Origin of the sequence: Rhodococcus sp. P14, assembly GCF_000256505.1 — a bacterium.
Classification (GTDB): Bacteria; Actinomycetota; Actinomycetes; order Mycobacteriales; family Mycobacteriaceae; genus Rhodococcus; species Rhodococcus ruber.
In genome coordinates, this window is sequence record NZ_AJFC01000211.1 from 1 (window position 1) to 15,586 (window position 15,586).

17 protein-coding genes are annotated in these 15,586 nt (G+C 70.9%); 6 read left to right on the plus strand and 11 right to left on the minus strand.

Features of this window, described 5'->3' with window-relative positions:
• Positions 1 to 9 precede the first annotated feature (9 nt).
• The 7 genes from nrdE to OEY_RS0114835 all read right to left on the minus strand — a co-directional run bounded on the left by nrdE (position 10) and on the right by OEY_RS0114835 (position 7,536).
• Positions 10 to 2,175 (minus strand): class 1b ribonucleoside-diphosphate reductase subunit alpha, encoded by a 2,166-nt coding sequence (gene nrdE / locus OEY_RS0114805; RefSeq protein WP_029540053.1) that lies wholly within the window; start codon positions 2,173 to 2,175, stop codon positions 10 to 12.
• A 91-nt stretch (positions 2,176 to 2,266) separates the two neighbouring features.
• A complete protein-coding gene (nrdI, locus tag OEY_RS0114810; RefSeq protein WP_010594637.1) occupies positions 2,267 to 2,695 on the minus strand; it encodes a class Ib ribonucleoside-diphosphate reductase assembly flavoprotein NrdI in 429 nt (142 codons plus the stop codon).
• 70 nt (positions 2,696 to 2,765) lie between these two features.
• Complete coding sequence (locus OEY_RS0114815) at positions 2,766 to 2,996, minus strand: redoxin NrdH (protein WP_003936942.1); 231 nt, start codon at positions 2,994 to 2,996, stop codon at positions 2,766 to 2,768.
• A gap of 193 nt (positions 2,997 to 3,189) precedes the next feature.
• Positions 3,190 to 5,304 (minus strand): xanthine dehydrogenase family protein molybdopterin-binding subunit, encoded by a 2,115-nt coding sequence (locus OEY_RS0114820; protein ID WP_010594638.1) that lies wholly within the window; start codon positions 5,302 to 5,304, stop codon positions 3,190 to 3,192.
• The gene (locus OEY_RS0114825; protein WP_010594639.1) at positions 5,301 to 6,290 is read right to left on the minus strand and encodes an FAD binding domain-containing protein; all 990 of its coding nucleotides are present in this window, start codon (positions 6,288 to 6,290) and stop codon (positions 5,301 to 5,303) included. The genes OEY_RS0114820 and OEY_RS0114825 overlap by 4 nt, the downstream gene beginning before the upstream one ends.
• Positions 6,287 to 6,835: a 2Fe-2S iron-sulfur cluster-binding protein gene (locus OEY_RS0114830; RefSeq protein ID WP_010594640.1), complete on the minus strand. Its 549-nt coding sequence runs from the start codon at positions 6,833 to 6,835 to the stop codon at positions 6,287 to 6,289. Before OEY_RS0114830 ends, OEY_RS0114825 begins: the two co-directional genes overlap by 4 nt.
• A 140-nt stretch (positions 6,836 to 6,975) precedes the next feature.
• Positions 6,976 to 7,536, minus strand: coding sequence for an NAD(P)H-dependent oxidoreductase (locus OEY_RS0114835; protein WP_010594641.1), 561 nt, complete (start codon positions 7,534 to 7,536; stop codon positions 6,976 to 6,978).
• Between the two features lie 87 nt (positions 7,537 to 7,623).
• Between OEY_RS0114835 and OEY_RS0114840 the strand changes: the two genes are divergently transcribed.
• Together OEY_RS0114840 and OEY_RS0114845 are read left to right on the plus strand one after the other, a co-directional pair.
• On the plus strand, positions 7,624 to 8,253 hold the full coding sequence (locus OEY_RS0114840) for a TetR/AcrR family transcriptional regulator (RefSeq protein ID WP_010594642.1): 630 nt from the start codon (positions 7,624 to 7,626) through the stop codon (positions 8,251 to 8,253).
• A gap of 5 nt (positions 8,254 to 8,258) precedes the next feature.
• Complete coding sequence (locus OEY_RS0114845; RefSeq protein WP_026137785.1) at positions 8,259 to 9,050, plus strand: META domain-containing protein; 792 nt, start codon at positions 8,259 to 8,261, stop codon at positions 9,048 to 9,050.
• A gap of 9 nt (positions 9,051 to 9,059) precedes the next feature.
• Here the strand turns inward: OEY_RS0114845 and OEY_RS0114850 are convergent, their stop codons facing one another.
• Together OEY_RS0114850 and OEY_RS0114855 are read right to left on the minus strand one after the other, a co-directional pair.
• Positions 9,060 to 9,608: a nucleosidase gene (locus OEY_RS0114850; protein ID WP_010594644.1), complete on the minus strand. Its 549-nt coding sequence runs from the start codon at positions 9,606 to 9,608 to the stop codon at positions 9,060 to 9,062.
• Positions 9,605 to 10,378 carry a fructosamine kinase family protein gene (locus OEY_RS0114855; protein WP_010594645.1) on the minus strand — a complete coding sequence of 258 codons (774 nt, stop codon included), beginning with the start codon at positions 10,376 to 10,378 and terminating at the stop codon, positions 9,605 to 9,607. The genes OEY_RS0114850 and OEY_RS0114855 overlap by 4 nt, the downstream gene beginning before the upstream one ends.
• 75 nt (positions 10,379 to 10,453) lie before the next feature.
• On the opposite strand from OEY_RS0114855, the gene nadE reads away from it, so the two are divergent.
• Entirely contained in the window at positions 10,454 to 11,293 is an 840-nt protein-coding gene (gene nadE / locus OEY_RS0114860) for an ammonia-dependent NAD(+) synthetase (protein ID WP_010594646.1), read from the plus strand.
• Between the two features lie 30 nt (positions 11,294 to 11,323).
• Here the strand turns inward: nadE and OEY_RS0114865 are convergent, their stop codons facing one another.
• Together OEY_RS0114865 and moaA are read right to left on the minus strand one after the other, a co-directional pair.
• Entirely contained in the window at positions 11,324 to 11,584 is a 261-nt protein-coding gene (locus OEY_RS0114865; protein WP_010594647.1) for a MoaD/ThiS family protein, read from the minus strand.
• On the minus strand, positions 11,577 to 12,638 hold the full coding sequence (gene moaA / locus OEY_RS0114870; RefSeq protein ID WP_010594648.1) for a GTP 3',8-cyclase MoaA: 1,062 nt from the start codon (positions 12,636 to 12,638) through the stop codon (positions 11,577 to 11,579). Before moaA ends, OEY_RS0114865 begins: the two co-directional genes overlap by 8 nt.
• Before the next feature lie 119 nt (positions 12,639 to 12,757).
• Here moaA and OEY_RS0114875 point away from each other — a divergent pair, with 119 nt between their 5' ends.
• The 3 genes from OEY_RS0114875 to OEY_RS0114885 are packed head-to-tail and all read left to right on the plus strand — an operon-like array spanning position 12,758 to position 15,430.
• Positions 12,758 to 13,948, plus strand: coding sequence for a molybdopterin molybdotransferase MoeA (locus OEY_RS0114875; protein ID WP_043805479.1), 1,191 nt, complete (start codon positions 12,758 to 12,760; stop codon positions 13,946 to 13,948).
• Positions 13,945 to 14,991, plus strand: coding sequence for a bifunctional molybdenum cofactor biosynthesis protein MoaC/MoaB (gene moaCB, locus OEY_RS0114880; RefSeq protein ID WP_010594650.1), 1,047 nt, complete (start codon positions 13,945 to 13,947; stop codon positions 14,989 to 14,991). The genes OEY_RS0114875 and moaCB overlap by 4 nt, the downstream gene beginning before the upstream one ends.
• The gene (locus OEY_RS0114885; RefSeq protein WP_010594651.1) at positions 14,984 to 15,430 is read left to right on the plus strand and encodes a molybdenum cofactor biosynthesis protein MoaE; all 447 of its coding nucleotides are present in this window, start codon (positions 14,984 to 14,986) and stop codon (positions 15,428 to 15,430) included. Before moaCB ends, OEY_RS0114885 begins: the two co-directional genes overlap by 8 nt.
• Positions 15,431 to 15,586: the final 156 nt, after the last annotated feature.

A 15,586-nucleotide genomic window follows, 5' to 3' on the forward strand; every position in this document is an offset into this window, starting at 1 on the left:
CAAGATTCGTCACAGCATGCAGGACACGCAGTTCTCCACCTCGGTGCCCTCGAGCGCCATCTGCCGCAGCCGGATGTAGTACAGCGTCTTGATTCCCTTGCGCCAGGCGTAGATCTGCGCCTTGTTCACGTCGCGGGTGGTGACGGTGTCCTTGAAGAACAACGTCAGCGACAGGCCCTGGTCGACGTGCTGGGTGGCCGCCGCGTAGGTGTCGATGATCTTCTCGTACCCGATCTCGTACGCGTCCTGGAAGTACTCCAGGTTGTCGTTGGTCAGGTAGGGAGCCGGGTAGTAGACGCGACCGATCTTGCCTTCCTTGCGGATTTCGATCTTCGACGCCACCGGGTGGATGCTGCTGGTGGAGTTGTTGATGTACGAGATCGACCCGGTGGGCGGCACGGCCTGCAGGTTCTGGTTGTAGATGCCGTGCTCCTGGACCGACGCCTTCAGCGCGCGCCAGTCGTCCTGCGTGGGAATCGCCACGCCGGCGTCGGCGAAGAGCTGCCGCACGCGGGCGGTGGCCGGCTCCCATACCTGGTCGGTGTACTTGTCGAAGAACTCGCCCGAGGCGTACTTCGACTCGGGGAAGCCCTTGAAGTACGCACCCCGCTCGATGGCGAGCCGGTTCGACGCGCGCAGCGCGTGGTAGAGCACGGTGTAGAAGTAGATGTTCGTGAAGTCGACGCCCTCTTCGGAGCCGTAGAAGATGCGCTCGCGGGCGAGATAGCCGTGCAGGTTCATCTGCCCGAGCCCGATCGCGTGGGAGTCGTTGTTGCCCTGCTCGATCGACGGCACCGAGTAGATGTGGGTCTGGTCCGACACGGCGGTCAGCGCCCGGATCGCCACCTCGATGGTGTGCGCGAAGTCCGGCGAGTCCATCGCCTTGGCGATGTTGAGCGATCCCAGGTTGCACGAGATGTCCTTGCCCACATGGCTGTAGGACAGGTCCTCGTTGAAGGTGGAGGGTGTGGAGACCTGCAGGATCTCCGAGCACAGGTTCGAGTGGGTGATCTTGCCCTTGACGGGATTGGCCCGATTGACGGTGTCCTCGAACATGATGTACGGGTAGCCGGACTCGAACTGCAGTTCCGCGACGGTCTGGAAGAACTCGCGCGCCTTGATCTTCGACTTGCGGATGCGCTTGTCGTCGACCATCTCGTAGTACTTCTCGGTGACGTCGATGTCGGCGAACGGCACTCCGTAGATGCGCTCGACGTCGTACGGCGAGAACAGGTACATGTCCTCGTTGCGCTTCGCGAGCTCGAACGTGATGTCGGGGACGACGATGCCCAGCGAGAGGGTCTTGATGCGGATCTTCTCGTCCGCGTTCTCGCGCTTGGTGTCGAGGAATCGGTAGATGTCGGGGTGGTGCGCGTGCAGGTACACCGCGCCGGCGCCCTGGCGGGCCCCGAGCTGGTTGGCGTAGGAGAAGGAGTCCTCGAGCAGTTTCATGATGGGGATGACGCCGGAGGACTGGTTCTCGATCTGCTTGATCGGCGCGCCGTGCTCGCGGATGTTGCTGAGCAGCAATGCGACTCCGCCGCCGCGCTTGGACAGCTGCAGCGCCGAGTTGATCGAGCGGCCGATCGACTCCATGTTGTCCTCGATCCGCAGCAGGAAGCAGGAGACGGGCTCGCCGCGCTGCTTCTTGCCGGAGTTGAGGAACGTCGGGGTCGCGGGCTGGAACCGGCCCGAGATGATCTCGTCGACCAGGTGGGTCGCGAGCTGCTCGTCGCCGGCGGCCAGGGTCAGCGCGACCATGCAGACGCGGTCCTCGAACCGCTCGAGGTAGCGCTTGCCGTCGAACGTCTTGAGCGTGTACGAGGTGTAGTACTTGAACGCGCCCAGGAACGTCGGGAAACGGAACTTCTTCGAGTAGGCGTGTTCGAAGAGCTGCTTGACGAACGGCCGGGAGTACTGCTCGAGCACCTCGGGTTCGTAGTAGTTCTCCTCCACGAGATAGTCGAGCTTCTCGTCGAGGTTGTGGAAGAACACCGTGTTCTGGTTGACGTGCTGCAGGAAGTACTGGCGGGCGGCGGCGACATCCTTGTCGAACTGGATCTCGCCGTCGGGTCCGTACAGGTTCAACATCGCGTTGAGCGCGTGGTAGTCGAGGCCCTTGAGGGACTCGTCGATCTTGGCGCTCGCTGCCGGCGCGGCATCGGTGACGGTCACGGTGCTTGCTCCCACTGTGAGTAGACGGGTTCGCCGCGCCCGTAGCCCGACGGCGGCGCAGCGTTGATGGAGTGGACGGGTGGGGTCGCGGTCAGGCCGACTGCAACGACTGCGCCCAGAACTGCGTCAGGCCCTCCCGGACGCGCTCGACGTCCTCGGCGGTACCCATGAGTTCGAACCGGTAGAGGTACGGAACCTTGCACTTCTGGGAAACCACATCCCCGGCGTAACAATAGGATTCGCCGAAGTTGGTGTTGCCGGCGGCGATGACCCCGCGAATCAGCGCACGGTTGTGCGGATTGTTGAGGAACCGGATCACCTGCTTGGGCACGAAATTCGTGTCCCGGCCAGTTGCGGTGGTGCCACCGCCGTAGGTCGGCAGGATCAGCACGTACGGTTCGTGCACCTCGAAGGCGCCGTCCCGGTCGTGCAACGGGATCCGGGTGGCCGGCAACCCCAGTCGCCGGACGAATCGGTGCGTGTTCTCCGATGCGCTCGAGAAGTACACCAACGAGGTCATGGATGTCTCACATCACTTCGCTCGGGTCCGGCGACCGGCCGCAGGGGCGGTGGGTCGGCTCGCGACGGGGTCAGGCAGCGACGGCGAGGGCCTTGATCCGGTCCGGGCGGAAGCCCGACCAGTGCTCGTCGCCGGCGACCACCACGGGGGCCTGCAGGTAACCGAGGGCCATCACGTAGTCCCGCGCTTCGGGGTTCTCCGAGATGTCGACGACGGAGTACTCGATACCGGCCTTGTCGAGGGCCCGGTAGGTGGCATTGCACTGAACGCAGGCAGGCTTGGTGTAGACGGTGATGTTCATGGCTTCCCCTTTTCGGCAACCTGACGACTGACTGCACAGCAGTGCCTCGAGGCCCGTCGTACCACTGCGATCCCGCTTCCCCGAGGGACCGGAAACGATCAAGCCTTCCAGCGCTCTAGACACTACACCTAGTGGCCGACAGAATCATAGAACGCGAGATGTTGTGAGTTACAGCCTTGATATTCCCAGGTCGTCACTCGCCCGCAGCGCTGTCGGGCAGGTGCGGGAGCACGTCCTCGAGGCGCGCCGGCAGCCGTCGTACCCGCGCCCCGGTGGCGTGCCACAGGGCGTTGACGACCGCCGCCGCGCTACCGACGATCCCGATCTCCCCGACCCCGCGCGACCCCATCGGTGTCGCGTGCAGGTCGTCCTCGTCGAGCCAGGTCGCGTCCACGTCACCGATGTCGGCATGGGTGGGGATGTGGTACTCCGCCAGATCGTGGTTGACCACGTGCCCGGTGCGGGCATCGCGGATGCTCTCCTCGTGCAGCGCCATGGAGATGCCGAAGCACATCCCGCCGATCAGCTGCGAACGTGCGGTGCGGGGGTTGACCACCCGCCCCACCGAGAACACACCGTGCATCCTCGGCACCCGGATCTCGCCGGTGTCGACGTCCACCCGCACCTCGGCGAAATGCGCGCCGAACGACTGGATTCGGTAGTGCTCGAGGGCGGGGTTCTCCTCGGCCGTCGCCGAGGCCTCGGCGCCCGGATCCGGCCGGTCACCGTGCCGCTTGCGAAAGGCGTGGGCCGCGGCGACGATCGCGGTGCCCCACGACGAGGTGCCGGAGGACCCGCCGGCGACCGTGGCGTTCGGCAGGGCCGAGTCACCGATCTCGAGGTGGATGTCCTCGGGTCCGCATCCGAGCGCATCGGCCGCGATGAGCGTGAGCGCGGTCCACGCACCGGTCCCGATGTCCGCGGCGCCCGTGCGCACGGTGTAGCGACCGTCACCGTCGTGGCGGACCGCGACCTCGGTGCCGGGGTTGAGCAGGTGCGGATAGCTCGCTGCCGCGACTCCGGTGCCGACGAGCCACCGGCCGTCGCGGCGGGTGCCGGGGGTGCGGTCGGCCGGATCCCAGCCGAACACCCGCGCACCTTCACGCAGGCACTCCACCAGCCGTCGCGACGACCACGGACGTCCGGACTCGGGGTCGACGGGCGGGTCGTTGCGCACGCGCAGTTCGATCGGGTCCAGCCCGCACGCCACCGCGAGCTCGTCCATCGCGACCTCCCCCGCGAACATCCCCGGCGCCTCCCCCGGTGCCCGCATCCAGTAGGGAGCAGGCACGTCGAGGGCGACGATGCGGTGCGAGGTACGCCGATACGGCGCGGCGTACATCCCCCGCGACGACACCGCCGTCTGCTCCGCGTACTCACGCACGTGCGAGGACTGCGAGAAGGCCTCGTGTACCACCGCCTCGAGCCGCCCCTCCCGGCTCGCGACCAACCGGACGTGCGAGACGGTGGGCGGGCGGTACCCGACGTAGCCGAACATGTCCTGCCGGGACACCGCGAACTTGACCGCCCGGCCGGGCAGCAGGCGCGCCGCCATCGCCGCCACGACGTCGTGGGCGTGCGGCGCCCCCTTCGAGCCGAAACCGCCCCCCACGTAGGGACTGATCACCCGCATCTGCTCGGGGCGCAGACCCAGCACGGGCGCCAGGGTGGAGACGACGCCGTGGGTGCTCTGCGTGGAGTCGTACAGCGTCAACGACTCCCCGGACCACACCGCGACGACGGTGTGCGGTTCGAGCGGGTTGTTGTGCTCCTCGGGTGTGGAGTACCAGCCGTCGACCACGACGCCGTCGCGCTCCGCGACCTCGGCCGCCGCGGCGTCGCCCTGCTCCGAGTCGGTGGGATAGCCGCCGTTGGCCTGTTCGGGGGCATAACTGCGCGGATGATCGGGCCGGAACGCGACGTCGTGTGGTGCGGACTCGTACTCGACCTGCACCAGTTCGCTGGCGTGTCGGGCGATCTCGGGTGTCTCGGCCACCACGGCGGCGACGATCTCCCCCCGGAAGGCGACGGCCGGGTCCTGCAGGACCGCGTACTCGGCCTCCGAGGTGTCCGCCAGCCGGGGCGCATCCCACGGGGTGAGAACGGCGAGTACGCCGGGCAGGGCCAGCGCCTGGGCGGTCTCGACGCGGGTCACCGTTCCCCGCGCGACGGTCGCCGTGACCGGGACGAGGTAGGCGGGGTCGTCGAACGGATGCTCGTACGCGTAGGGCGCGGCGCCGGCCACCTTGAGCGGGCCGTCCACCCGCGCCGTCGACGTGCCGATCGGGCGCTGGGCCGAGGGGGTCATGCGACTGCCTCCGAGGTGAGTTCGCGCAGCACCGAGACGAGGGTGCGGCGCAGCAGCGGCACCTTGAACTCGTTGCCGTCGAGGGGCCGGGCATCGGCGAGTTCCGCGTCGGCGGCCGCGGCGAAGACAGCGTCGCCGGGGGCGCTGCCCAGCAGGACGTGCTCGGCGCGGTGGGCGCGCCACGGCCGGTGCGCGACGCCGCCGAGAGCGACGCGGCATCCCGTGATCAGCCCGTCGACGATCGTCAGATCCGCCGCCACCGAGACGAGTGCGAACGCGTACGACGCCCGGTCGCGCACCTTGCGGTACGTCGAGACGGCGCCCTCGGGGGCGGGGATCTCGACGTGCAGGATCAGCTCCTCGCGCTCGAGCACCGTGTCGCGCTCGGGGCTGTCGCCGGGAAGCCGGTAGAGCTGCTCGACGGGAACGCACCGCTCCCCCTGCGCGCCGAGCACCGTCACCTCGGCGTCGAGCGCGAGCAGCGCGACCGCCATGTCCGACGGATGGGTGGCGACGCAGTGTTCGGAGGCGCCGAGGACGGCGTGGTAGCGGGTGTAGCCGCCGAGTGCGGTGCAGCCGCTGCCCGGGGCGCGCTTGTTGCACGGGGTCGACGGGTCCCGGAAGTACACGCAGCGGGTGCGCTGGAGCAGATTGCCGGCGGTGGTGGCCATGTTGCGCAGCTGCGGGGACGCCCCGGCCAGCAGGGCCCGGGCCAGGACCGGGTACCGACGGCGGACGATCGGGTGGGCGGCCAGGTCGCTGTTGCGCACGTTGGCGCCCACCCGCAGCCCGCCCTCTGCGGTCTCCGCGACGACGTCGAGCGGCAGACGGGAGACGTCGACGAGCACGTCGGGCGCGGTGACCCCGAGTTTGAGGTGGTCCACCAGGTTCGTGCCGCCGGCGAGGTAGGCGGCGCCCGGGTGGCCGGCGACCGCGGCAACCGCGGCGGCGGGATCGGCGGGCGTCTCGTAGCGGAACGTCTTCACGAGCAGTGTCCTTCCCCGCGCGCGACGTGCCGGAGCGCTTCGACGATGTTCGGGTAGGCCGCGCAGCGGCACAGGTTTCCGCTCATGCGTTCGCGGATCTCGTCGTCGGTCGGCTCGGGATCCTGGGTGAGGTCCGCGGTGACGTGGCTCGGGGCACCCTTGGCCATCTCGTCGAACATGCCGACAGCGGAGCAGATCTGGCCCGGCGTGCAGTAGCCGCACTGGAACGCGTCGCATTCGACGAACGCCTGGGGCAGGTGCGACGGCCCGTCGTCCGAGATCCCGGCGGCGGTGACGACGTCGGCGCCGTCGTGGGCGACTGCGAGCGACAGGCAGCTCACGATGCGCCGGGAGTCGAGCAGGACCGTGCACGCGCCGCACTGACCGTGGTCGCAGCCCTTCTTCGGAGAGTAGATCCCGAGCCGGTCGCGCAGGGCGTCGAGGATCGTGGTGCGCACGTCGACGGTGCAGCGGCGCTCACGGCCGTCGACGCGCAGGGTGATCGTGTGCTCGTGTTCGCCGGGACTGTCGCTCTCGTGCGCCATGGGCTCCTCCGTCGCGATGGGGACTGGCGAGGTATTCCCCGCAGCATGCCCCGGCAATCACGGCCGCGGACGGGAATCGGGCACAGACACCGACGGCCCCGGACCGCGCGCGGTCCGGGGCCGTCCGAGGCGTGATCGGGTCAGGCGTCGACGAGCTCGCGACGCGCGGCGGCAAGCTCGGAGAGCAGCGCGGAGATCTGCCCGGCGACCTCGGCGTTCTCCTTCGGGTGGGCGTCGCCGAACTTGTCGAGGGTGCCGGCGATGGACAGCTGCAGGCCGGTCCGGCCGCCGGCGATGCCGAGCGCCTTGACGGTCTCCTCGAGCGCCCACTTGGCGCCGTTGCCGCTGGGCGAGGCGCTGATCACGGCGACGGGCTTGCCGGCCAGGGCACCGGCGCCGTACGGGCGGGAGAGCCAGTCGATGGCGTTCTTGAGGACGGCGGGGATGGTGCCGTTGTACTCGGGGGTGACGAGCAGGAGGGCGTCGGCCTCGTTCGCCGCGACGCGCAGCGCTTCGGCGGCGGTGGGCGCGCCCGGCTCGCCGTCGAGGTCCTCGTTGTAGAAGGGCACCTCGGCGAGGCCTTCGTACACGGCGACCTCGACACCCTGCGGCGCGACGGCGGCCGCGGTCTCGGCGAGGCGGCGATTGACGGAGGCGGAGCGCAGGCTGCCGACGAGAGCGAGAACGCGGGTCTGGGACATGGGAGTGTTCCTTCGATTCGGGTGTCCGGGTCTGACGCCACTATAAACGGACTGCGGTCCACTTATGTTCCCGGGCGGTACTGTGACGTGGTGGACATTCCGCTACTGCCGCTCGCCGGGGACGAGAGCGTCGAACGATGCGACGCCGCCCGCAACCGGCGCCGGCTCCTCGAGGCGGCCTCGCTCCTCGTCGCCGAACGCGGCGTCGACGCGGTCACGATGGATGCCGTCGCCGCCCGCGCCGGGGTCGGCAAGGGCACCGTCTTCCGGCGCTTCGGCTCCCGCGCGGGACTCATGCGTGCCCTGCTCGACCACTCCGAACAGGCACTGCAGCGGCAGTTCCTCACCGGTCCCCCGCCCCTGGGCCCCGGCGCCGATCCCGTCGACCGGCTCGTCGCGTTCGGCCGGGCCCGCATCCGCCTCGTGGAGGTGCAGGGCGAGGTGCTGCGGGCCGCCGAGAGCTCCGCCGAAGCCCGGTTCAACGCCCCGGCGCGCGCGGTGAGCCTGACCCACATCGAGTTCCTGCTGCGCACCGCGGGGGTCGACGGCGACCTGCCGCTGCTGGCCCAGTCCCTGTTCGCCCCCCTCGAGGCCACCCTGGTCCTGCATCAGTGGCGCGATCTCGGGTATTCGCTCGACCGGCTCGCCGACGGGTGGGCGGACCTCGCGCGCCGTGTCGTCACGGCACCGGCCGCCGCCGGGCGGACGGTACGGTGACCGGCATGCTGCGGACGCTCGGGCTCTCGGTGCTCCTCACCCTGGCGGCGACGACGGCCGCCTGCGCGGGCGACGGCGCCGCCACCGCGCCCCAGGACCCCGCCGTGCTCACGGGACGCGCCTTCGTCTCCACCGCGGTGTCGGGCCCACCGATTCCCGGCGGCGGACCCCTCGTCGTGGAGTTCCCCGAGTCGGGCCGGATCGCCGCGACCGCCGGCTGCAACCGGTCGGTGGGCGCGGTCGATCTCGCCGACGGGGTGCTGCGCGCCGATCGGCTCGCCAGCACCCTCATGTCGTGCCCGCCGCCGATCGACGGCGCCGACACCTGGCTGTCCGACCTGTTCGCCGCGCAGCCGCGCTGGCACCTCGACGGCGACGTGCTGACCCTCGACGGCGGCGACGTGTCCGTCTCACTGCTCGACCGCACGGTCGCCGACCCGGACCGTCCCGTCGTGGGCACGCAGTGGGTGCTCACCGAGCTCGTCACGGCCACCGCGGTCTCGACCTCCCGGGTCCTCGAGAAGGCCGCGCCCACGCTGACCGTCGCCGCCGACGGCACGGTCTCGGGCAGCACCGGCTGCAACCGGTTCACGGGCAACGCCGCCGTCGGAGACACCGCGTTGACGTTCGGGCCGCTGGCCACCACCCGCGCGGCGTGCCCCGACCCGGAGCTCGCAGACATCGAGTCGGCCGTCCTGGCCGTGCTGTCGGGCGAGGTGCGCTACACGGTCGAGGGCGCGCAGATGCGACTGACCGCCGCGGACGGCGTCACCGGTCTCGGGTACACCGCGCGCTGACGAGCCGGTTCAGTACCGCTCCACCAGCCACTGCGCGAGTTCGCGGGCGCTGGCGTCGACCCTGGCCGGCCAGTCCAGCGCGGTCTCGTCCGCGTGGTCGCTGACGTGCTTGACCAGCCGGCACGGCGCGCCCATGCGGGACGCGGCGAGAGCGATCGCGAAACCCTCCATGTCGACGAGGTCGGCGCGGGCGGCGAGCGCGTCACGCACCTGCGCGTCCGAGACGAAGGAATCGCCCGTGGCGAGCACCGTCCCGTCGCCGTCGTCGAGTTCGAGTACGTCCTCGACCGGATAGCCGAGGCTGCGCAGCACCTCGCTGCTGATGTCGTGGTTGATCACCGCCGACGGCAGGTAGAGCCCGCCGTGGTGCACGTGCAGCGCGCCGGCGGTCCCGATGTTGACCACCGTCGGCGGGGTCCCGAGCCGGTGCCGGGCCAGCGCCTCGGTCACCGCGACGGCTGCGTGCACCTTGCCGATGCCGGTGATCACCGTCTCGTAGCGCGCCGGGACGTGCGCTGCCTCGGACTTCGTGGCGGCGACGACGAGGATCTCGGTCAACTCTTCTCTCCCAGCGCGAGGGTCGCGAGCGCCGCCCGGTGCAGCGCCCGCCCGTACCCTGCACCGTAGCCCGCCGCGTGCACCGCCAGCGGATGCAGCTGATGCATCGGCACGCGCTCGCGCCACCCCTCGCGCAGCGGGCACGTGGCGTCGTAGGCCGCGACGATCTCGTCGAAGTGGGGGCAGCCGAACAACTCCAGCATCGCCAGATCCGTCTCCCGGTGACCGCCGTGCGCCGCCGGGTCGATCAGCACCACACCCGCGGCGGTCCACAGCACATTGCCGTTCCACAGGTCACCGTGCAGGCGGGCGGGCGACTCGTCGTCGTCGAACTCGCCGGCGGCGACGCGCGCGCAGGCCTGCTCGATGTCCGGCAGCTGCGCCGCGGTGACGCTGCCGGCGTCGACCGCGATCCGCAGGAACGGCGCGACCCGTTCCGCCACGTAGAACTCGCCCCAGCTCGCGTGGACGGTGCTGCTCATCGGGCGCTTGCCGATGAACAGCCGGCCGTCGAATCCGTCCGGTGGGCAACCGAACCCGCCGGCGCCCGCAGCGTGCATGCGGGCGAGGCGCGCACCGAACCCCCGGGCCGCGGCGACGCTGGGGGCCACCTCGGTCAACCGCTCGAGATCGATGTGGTCCGCCGCGACCTCGCGGACGGCGACGACGGACATGCCCGCGGCCGCGAGCCAGGCCAGCCCTGCGGCCTCTGCCCGGAAGAAGTCGGGGTGGGCCCCGGCCCGGTGCTTGCGGAAGAGGTCGCTGCTCATCGTCACGAGTGTGCCCGCCGCGCGCCGCGCATGTCACCCGAGCACACCGCCGGACGTCCCGCTAGGGTTCGAACGATGACGAACCTTCGCGCGCAGATCATCGAGGAACTCGGCGTCCGGCCGACGATCGACCCCCAGGCGGAGATCCGGTCCCGCGTGCAGTTCCTGAAGGACTACGTCGTGTCGAGTTCCGCCAAGGGATTCGTTCTCGGCATCAGCGGCGGCCAGGACAGCACACTCGCCGGCCGCCTCGCCCAGCTCGCCGCGGAGGAACTGCGCGCGGAGGGCCACGAGGCCGAGTTCGTCGCCGTGCGACTGCCCTACGGCGAACAGTCCGACGAGCACGACGCGCAGGTCGCGATGGAATTCATCGGCCCCGACCGCTCGTTGCGGATCAACGTCAAGCCCGGTGCCGATGCCTCCGCCGCCGAGGCCGGGCAGGCCATGCACGAGATCTACGGCAACGGGTCGCAGCTGAGCGACTTCGTGCGGGGCAACATCAAGGCCCGTGAGCGGATGATCCTGCAGTACGCGATCGCCGGTCAGCTCGGGCTTCTGGTCGTCGGGACCGATCATGCAGCCGAGGCGGTGACCGGGTTCTTCACCAAGCACGGCGACGGCGGGGTGGACCTGACCCCGCTCACCGGCCTGACGAAGCGGCAGGGCGCGGCCCTGCTCCGCGAACTCGGGGCTCCCGACAGCACGTGGCAGAAGGTCCCGACCGCGGATCTCGAGGAGGATCGGCCCGCCCTTCCGGACGAGGTGGCCCTGGGTATGACCTATGCGGAGATCGACGACTACCTCGAGGGCAAGGACGTCACCCCGGCGCTCGCCGAGAAGCTCGAACGGACGTACCTGAACACCCGCCACAAGCGGACCGTGCCGGTGTCGCCGCTCGACACCTGGTGGCGCTGACGGGCACCCGGCACCGGGCGGGCGATCCCGTCAGCCGCCGGCGAACGGGGGCAGCACGTCGACCGCCGGGCCGGCGGCGCGTCCGAGGTCACGGGTGAGTTCGGAGTCGACCAGGAACGCCGCCACCGACAGCACGCGCGCCATCTCGGCGCCGTGCCGGTCGACCAGCGCCGCCTTCAGCGCGCCCAGGTCCGCCGTCGGCGGCAACGCCACCGTCTCCTTCTCCACCCCGGCCGCATCCGCCGCCGCGGCGAAATACCGCACCTCGATACCCGTCGTCGTCTCAGCCACCGATTGCTCCCATGCTGCGCTGCGGCGGCGTGAAGTCCGCCGCGTCGATGCCGTGCCCGGCCCACTTGTTCCACATCGCGCCGCGCCACAGCGCGGCGAGTTCGTCGTCGCCCGCCCCGCCGCGCAGCGCCGCCCGCAGATCGGTCTCCCGGTCGCTGAACAGGCACGAGCGCACGGTGCCCTCCGACGTCAGGCGGGTGCGGTCGCAGTCGGAGCAGAACGACCGGGTCACCGACGCGATGATGCCGACCGTCGCGGGCCCGCCGTCGACCGCCCAGCGTTCGGCCGGCGCGGACGGATCCTCGCGCCCCACCTCGGTGAGGGAGAAACGGGCGGCCAGCACGTCGAGCAGCCGCTGCGCGGGGACCATGTTCGCGCGGGCCCACTCGTGGTCGGCGTCGAGCGGCATCTGCTCGATGAACCGCAGCTGCACGCCCTCGTCGAGGCACCAGGCCAGCAGGTCCGTAGCCCCGTCCAGGGTCTGCGGCATCAGCACGGCATTGACCTTCACCGGCGCGAACCCCGCCGCCTTGGCGGCGCGGATCCCGTCCAGCACCGAATCGAGCCGGTCACGCCGGGTCAGCTGCGCGAACCGCGCGCGGTCGACCGAATCGAGGGAGATGTTGACCCGGGTCAGGCCCGCCTCCGCCAGCGCCTGGGCACGATGGGCGAGACCGACCGCGTTGGTCGTCACCGCCAGCGGGATGCCGGGGACGGCACGGGCACACCCGGCGACGATCCGCTCGAGGTCCCGCCGCATGAGCGGTTCGCCGCCGGTGAAGCGGACCTCCCGGATACCGAGCCGGTGCACCGCGACGGCCACGAGACGGACGATCTCCTCGGCGCTGAGCAGCCGCTCCCGCGGGATCGCCGGCAAACCCTCCTCGGGCATGCAGTACGTGCACCGCAGCGAGCACTTCTCGGTGATCGACACCCGCAGGTCGCGGGCGACGCGCCCGAACCGGTCCAGCAGCACGGGGGTGTCGGGCCGGTCGGAGACGTCGTCGGCCGCGGCAGGGCGCACCGCCGGGATCCCCACGTGCACCGCCGTCATCGGGCCTCCGTCCTCATGACCCTCAGTATGCCGTCGCGCGCCCCGTCGCGTGGGAGGAGCACGGACACGACCCGGACGAGGCCGCACGGCGCCGTGACCGATGTGCCTAGGATTGGTCCATGGCGGGCGGCAGGCGGTCGGTGGAGGAGCATGCGCGACACGTGGCGACGTTGCTCTCCCCGTTGCTGATCCGCGGCACCGAGCCGGTCCCGCTGCTCGAGGCGCTCGGCCGGGTACTGGCCGAGGACCTCGTCGCTCCGATCGACCTGCCCACCTTCCGGAACTCCCAGATGGACGGCTACGCGGTCGACACGGCGTCGGTCACCACCGCACCGGTGACCCTGCCCGTTCGTGCCGTCCTGGCAGCCGGTGACGGCGAGTCGACGCACGTGCCGGGAACTGCGACGAAGATCATGACCGGGGCGCCGCTGCCCGTCGGCGCCGATGCCGTCGTCCCGGTCGAAGACACCGTGACCGACGGCGGAGGTCACGTCACCGTGCGCACAGCGCCCGCCCCGGGCGCGTTCGTGCGCGAACGCGGCAGCGACATCGGTCGCGGCCGCCCCCTGCTGCCGGCGGGGACCGTCGTCGCCGCCCGGCACGTCGCGGCCCTCGCCGCCGTCGGTCTCACCCACGTGCCCGTCCGCACCCGGCCGCGCGTGGCGGTGATCTCGACCGGCAGCGAACTGGTGCCCGGCGGCAGCGTTCTCGCGACGGGCAGGATCCACGACTCGAACGGGCCGGCCCTGGCCGCCGGCGCGGCCGCCAACGGCGCGCTGGTGGTCTCGGTGGATCGCAGCGGCGACGACGCGGAGGTGTTCGCAGCGAAACTCGCGCACGCTGCCTCCGTGGCCGAGGTGGTGTTCACCTCGGGTGGGGTGTCGAAAGGCGACTTCGAAGTCGTCAAGGACGTGCTCGGCCCGCGCGGTGCCGAGTTCGTCTCCGTGGCGATGCAACCGGGCGGACCGCAGGGCACGGCGCTCGTGGATGCGGTACCGGTGCTGACCTTTCCCGGCAATCCGGTCAGCGCACTGGTCTCGTTCGAGGTGTTCGCGAGGCCGGTGCTGCGCTCCGCCGCGGGCCTGCCCGCGATCGACCCCGAGAAGCGCCCTCTGGCAACGAGTCTCGCCTCCGTTCCCGGCAAGCGTCAGTTCCTGCGCGGACGGCGCGACGGCGACGCCGTGGTGGCGATCCCCGGTGCCGGGTCCCACCTGATCGCCGCGATGGCCACCGCGGATGTGCTGCTCGACATCCCCGCCGACACCACGGGCCTCGAACCCGGAGAACTCGTAAGGGTGCTGCCGCTATGACCGAACCGCACGACGTCACCACGCCCGACAGCGGGCCGCTGAGCCACCTCGACGACCGTGGCCGCGCCCGGATGGTCGACGTGTCCGGCAAGTCCGACACCGCCCGCGTCGCGGTCGCCGCCGGCGAGCTCGTCACCACCGCGGAGGTGGTGTCGCTGGTGCGGGCCGACGACATGCCCAAGGCGGACGTGCTCGCCACCGCGCGGATCGCCGGGATCGCTGCGGCGAAGCGCACGTGGGAGCTGATTCCGCTGTGTCACCAGCTCGCGTTGTCGTCGGTGCAGGTCACCTTCGGGTTCACCGGCAACGCGATCACGATCGAAGCCACGGCAAAGACGAAGGGCCCCACGGGCGTCGAGATGGAAGCCCTCACCGCCGTCGCGGTGGCCGGGCTGACGCTGCACGACATGGTCAAGGCCGTCGACCCCGCCGCGGTGCTGAACGGGGTGCGGCTGCTCTCGAAGGACGGCGGCAAACGCGGGCACTGGCGTCGTCGCGAGGAGGAGACCACCACTGCCGGGGAGGCCGGGACCGTCGCGCCGGAGGACGCCGAGTTCGTCGAGCAGACGGGCGCACCGGCGACGGTGCTCGTCGCGTCCACGGGTGTGGCCGCCGGTACGCGGGAGGACAGGACGGGCCCGCTGATCGCGGAATTCCTCGAGACGCGCGGCTTCACGGTGCGCGGTCCGCTGGTGTACGCCGACGCGGACATCGCGTGGGGACTCGAGGATGCGCTCGCCGGCGATCCCGCACTCGTGATCTCCACCGGTGGGACCGGTGCTTCCCCGACGGATGCGACGCCGGAAGCGACGCTGGCACTGCTGGACCGCGAGCTGCCGGGGGTCGCCGAGGCCATCCGCCTGCGCGGCCTGCAGGTCACCCCGCACGCGTCGCTGTCGCGCGGTGTGGCCGGACTCGTGGGCCGCACGGTCGTGGTCAATCTGCCCGGCTCGCCGGGCGGCGTGAAGGACGGGCTGGCGGTGCTCGAGCCGATTCTCGGCCACCTGCTGGCTCAGGTCGCCGGAGGAGGGGCGCATGAGTGAACTGCTGGCGCGGATCTCGAGCGAACCGCTCGATCCGGGAACCGTGGACGCCGCCGTGGCCGGCCCGGAGCACGGCGCGGTCGTGGTGTTCAGCGGCGTGGTGCGCAACCACGACGGGGGGCGCTCGGTCGAGGCGCTGGAGTACCAGGCCCATCCCGAGGCGGAGCACTTCCTGCGCCGCTGCTGCGAACAGGTGGCTGCCGATTCGGGACTGCCGGTCGCCGCGGTCCACAGAGTGGGCGATCTCACCATCGGCGATCTCGCGCTGGTAGCGGCGGCGGCGGCACCGCACCGGGCCGAAGCCTTCGCCGTGTGCGCCGAACTGGTCGAACGCATCAAACGCGAGGTCCCCATCTGGAAGCGGCAGCGATTCGACGACGGTCTGTCCGAGTGGGTGGGTCTCGACGCGTGCGCCGACGAGCATCCCGGCGTGGGGTAGGCTGCGGTAGTTCGGGCATCACGACGATGCCCACCGTCGTGGGATACCGGCGGGCCGGGATCGTGCCCGGCTCCGCATGCAACACCGGCATCGGCTTTCCTTGCGGCGATCCACTGCGCCCTCCGAGATCGTCTCGGAGTGCGTGCACGCTGCATC

Coding starts and splice junctions, on each gene's coding strand:
- OEY_RS0114835 (WP_010594641.1), bottom strand. CDS start 7,536: ATGTCCCAGACCCGCGTTCTCGCTCTCGTCGGCAGCCTGCGCTCCGCC.
- OEY_RS0114815 (WP_003936942.1), bottom strand. CDS start 2,996: ATGAACATCACCGTCTACACCAAGCCTGCCTGCGTTCAGTGCAATGCC.
- moaCB (WP_010594650.1), top strand. CDS start 13,945: ATGACCGAACCGCACGACGTCACCACGCCCGACAGCGGGCCGCTGAGC.
- OEY_RS0114875 (WP_043805479.1), top strand. CDS start 12,758: ATGGCGGGCGGCAGGCGGTCGGTGGAGGAGCATGCGCGACACGTGGCG.
- nrdI (WP_010594637.1), bottom strand. CDS start 2,695: ATGACCTCGTTGGTGTACTTCTCGAGCGCATCGGAGAACACGCACCGA.
- OEY_RS0114855 (WP_010594645.1), bottom strand. CDS start 10,378: ATGAGCAGCGACCTCTTCCGCAAGCACCGGGCCGGGGCCCACCCCGAC.
- OEY_RS0114845 (WP_026137785.1), top strand. CDS start 8,259: ATGCTGCGGACGCTCGGGCTCTCGGTGCTCCTCACCCTGGCGGCGACG.
- OEY_RS0114820 (WP_010594638.1), bottom strand. CDS start 5,304: ATGACCCCCTCGGCCCAGCGCCCGATCGGCACGTCGACGGCGCGGGTG.
- moaA (WP_010594648.1), bottom strand. CDS start 12,638: ATGACGGCGGTGCACGTGGGGATCCCGGCGGTGCGCCCTGCCGCGGCC.
- nadE (WP_010594646.1), top strand. CDS start 10,454: ATGACGAACCTTCGCGCGCAGATCATCGAGGAACTCGGCGTCCGGCCG.
- OEY_RS0114885 (WP_010594651.1), top strand. CDS start 14,984: ATGAGTGAACTGCTGGCGCGGATCTCGAGCGAACCGCTCGATCCGGGA.
- OEY_RS0114830 (WP_010594640.1), bottom strand. CDS start 6,835: ATGGCGCACGAGAGCGACAGTCCCGGCGAACACGAGCACACGATCACC.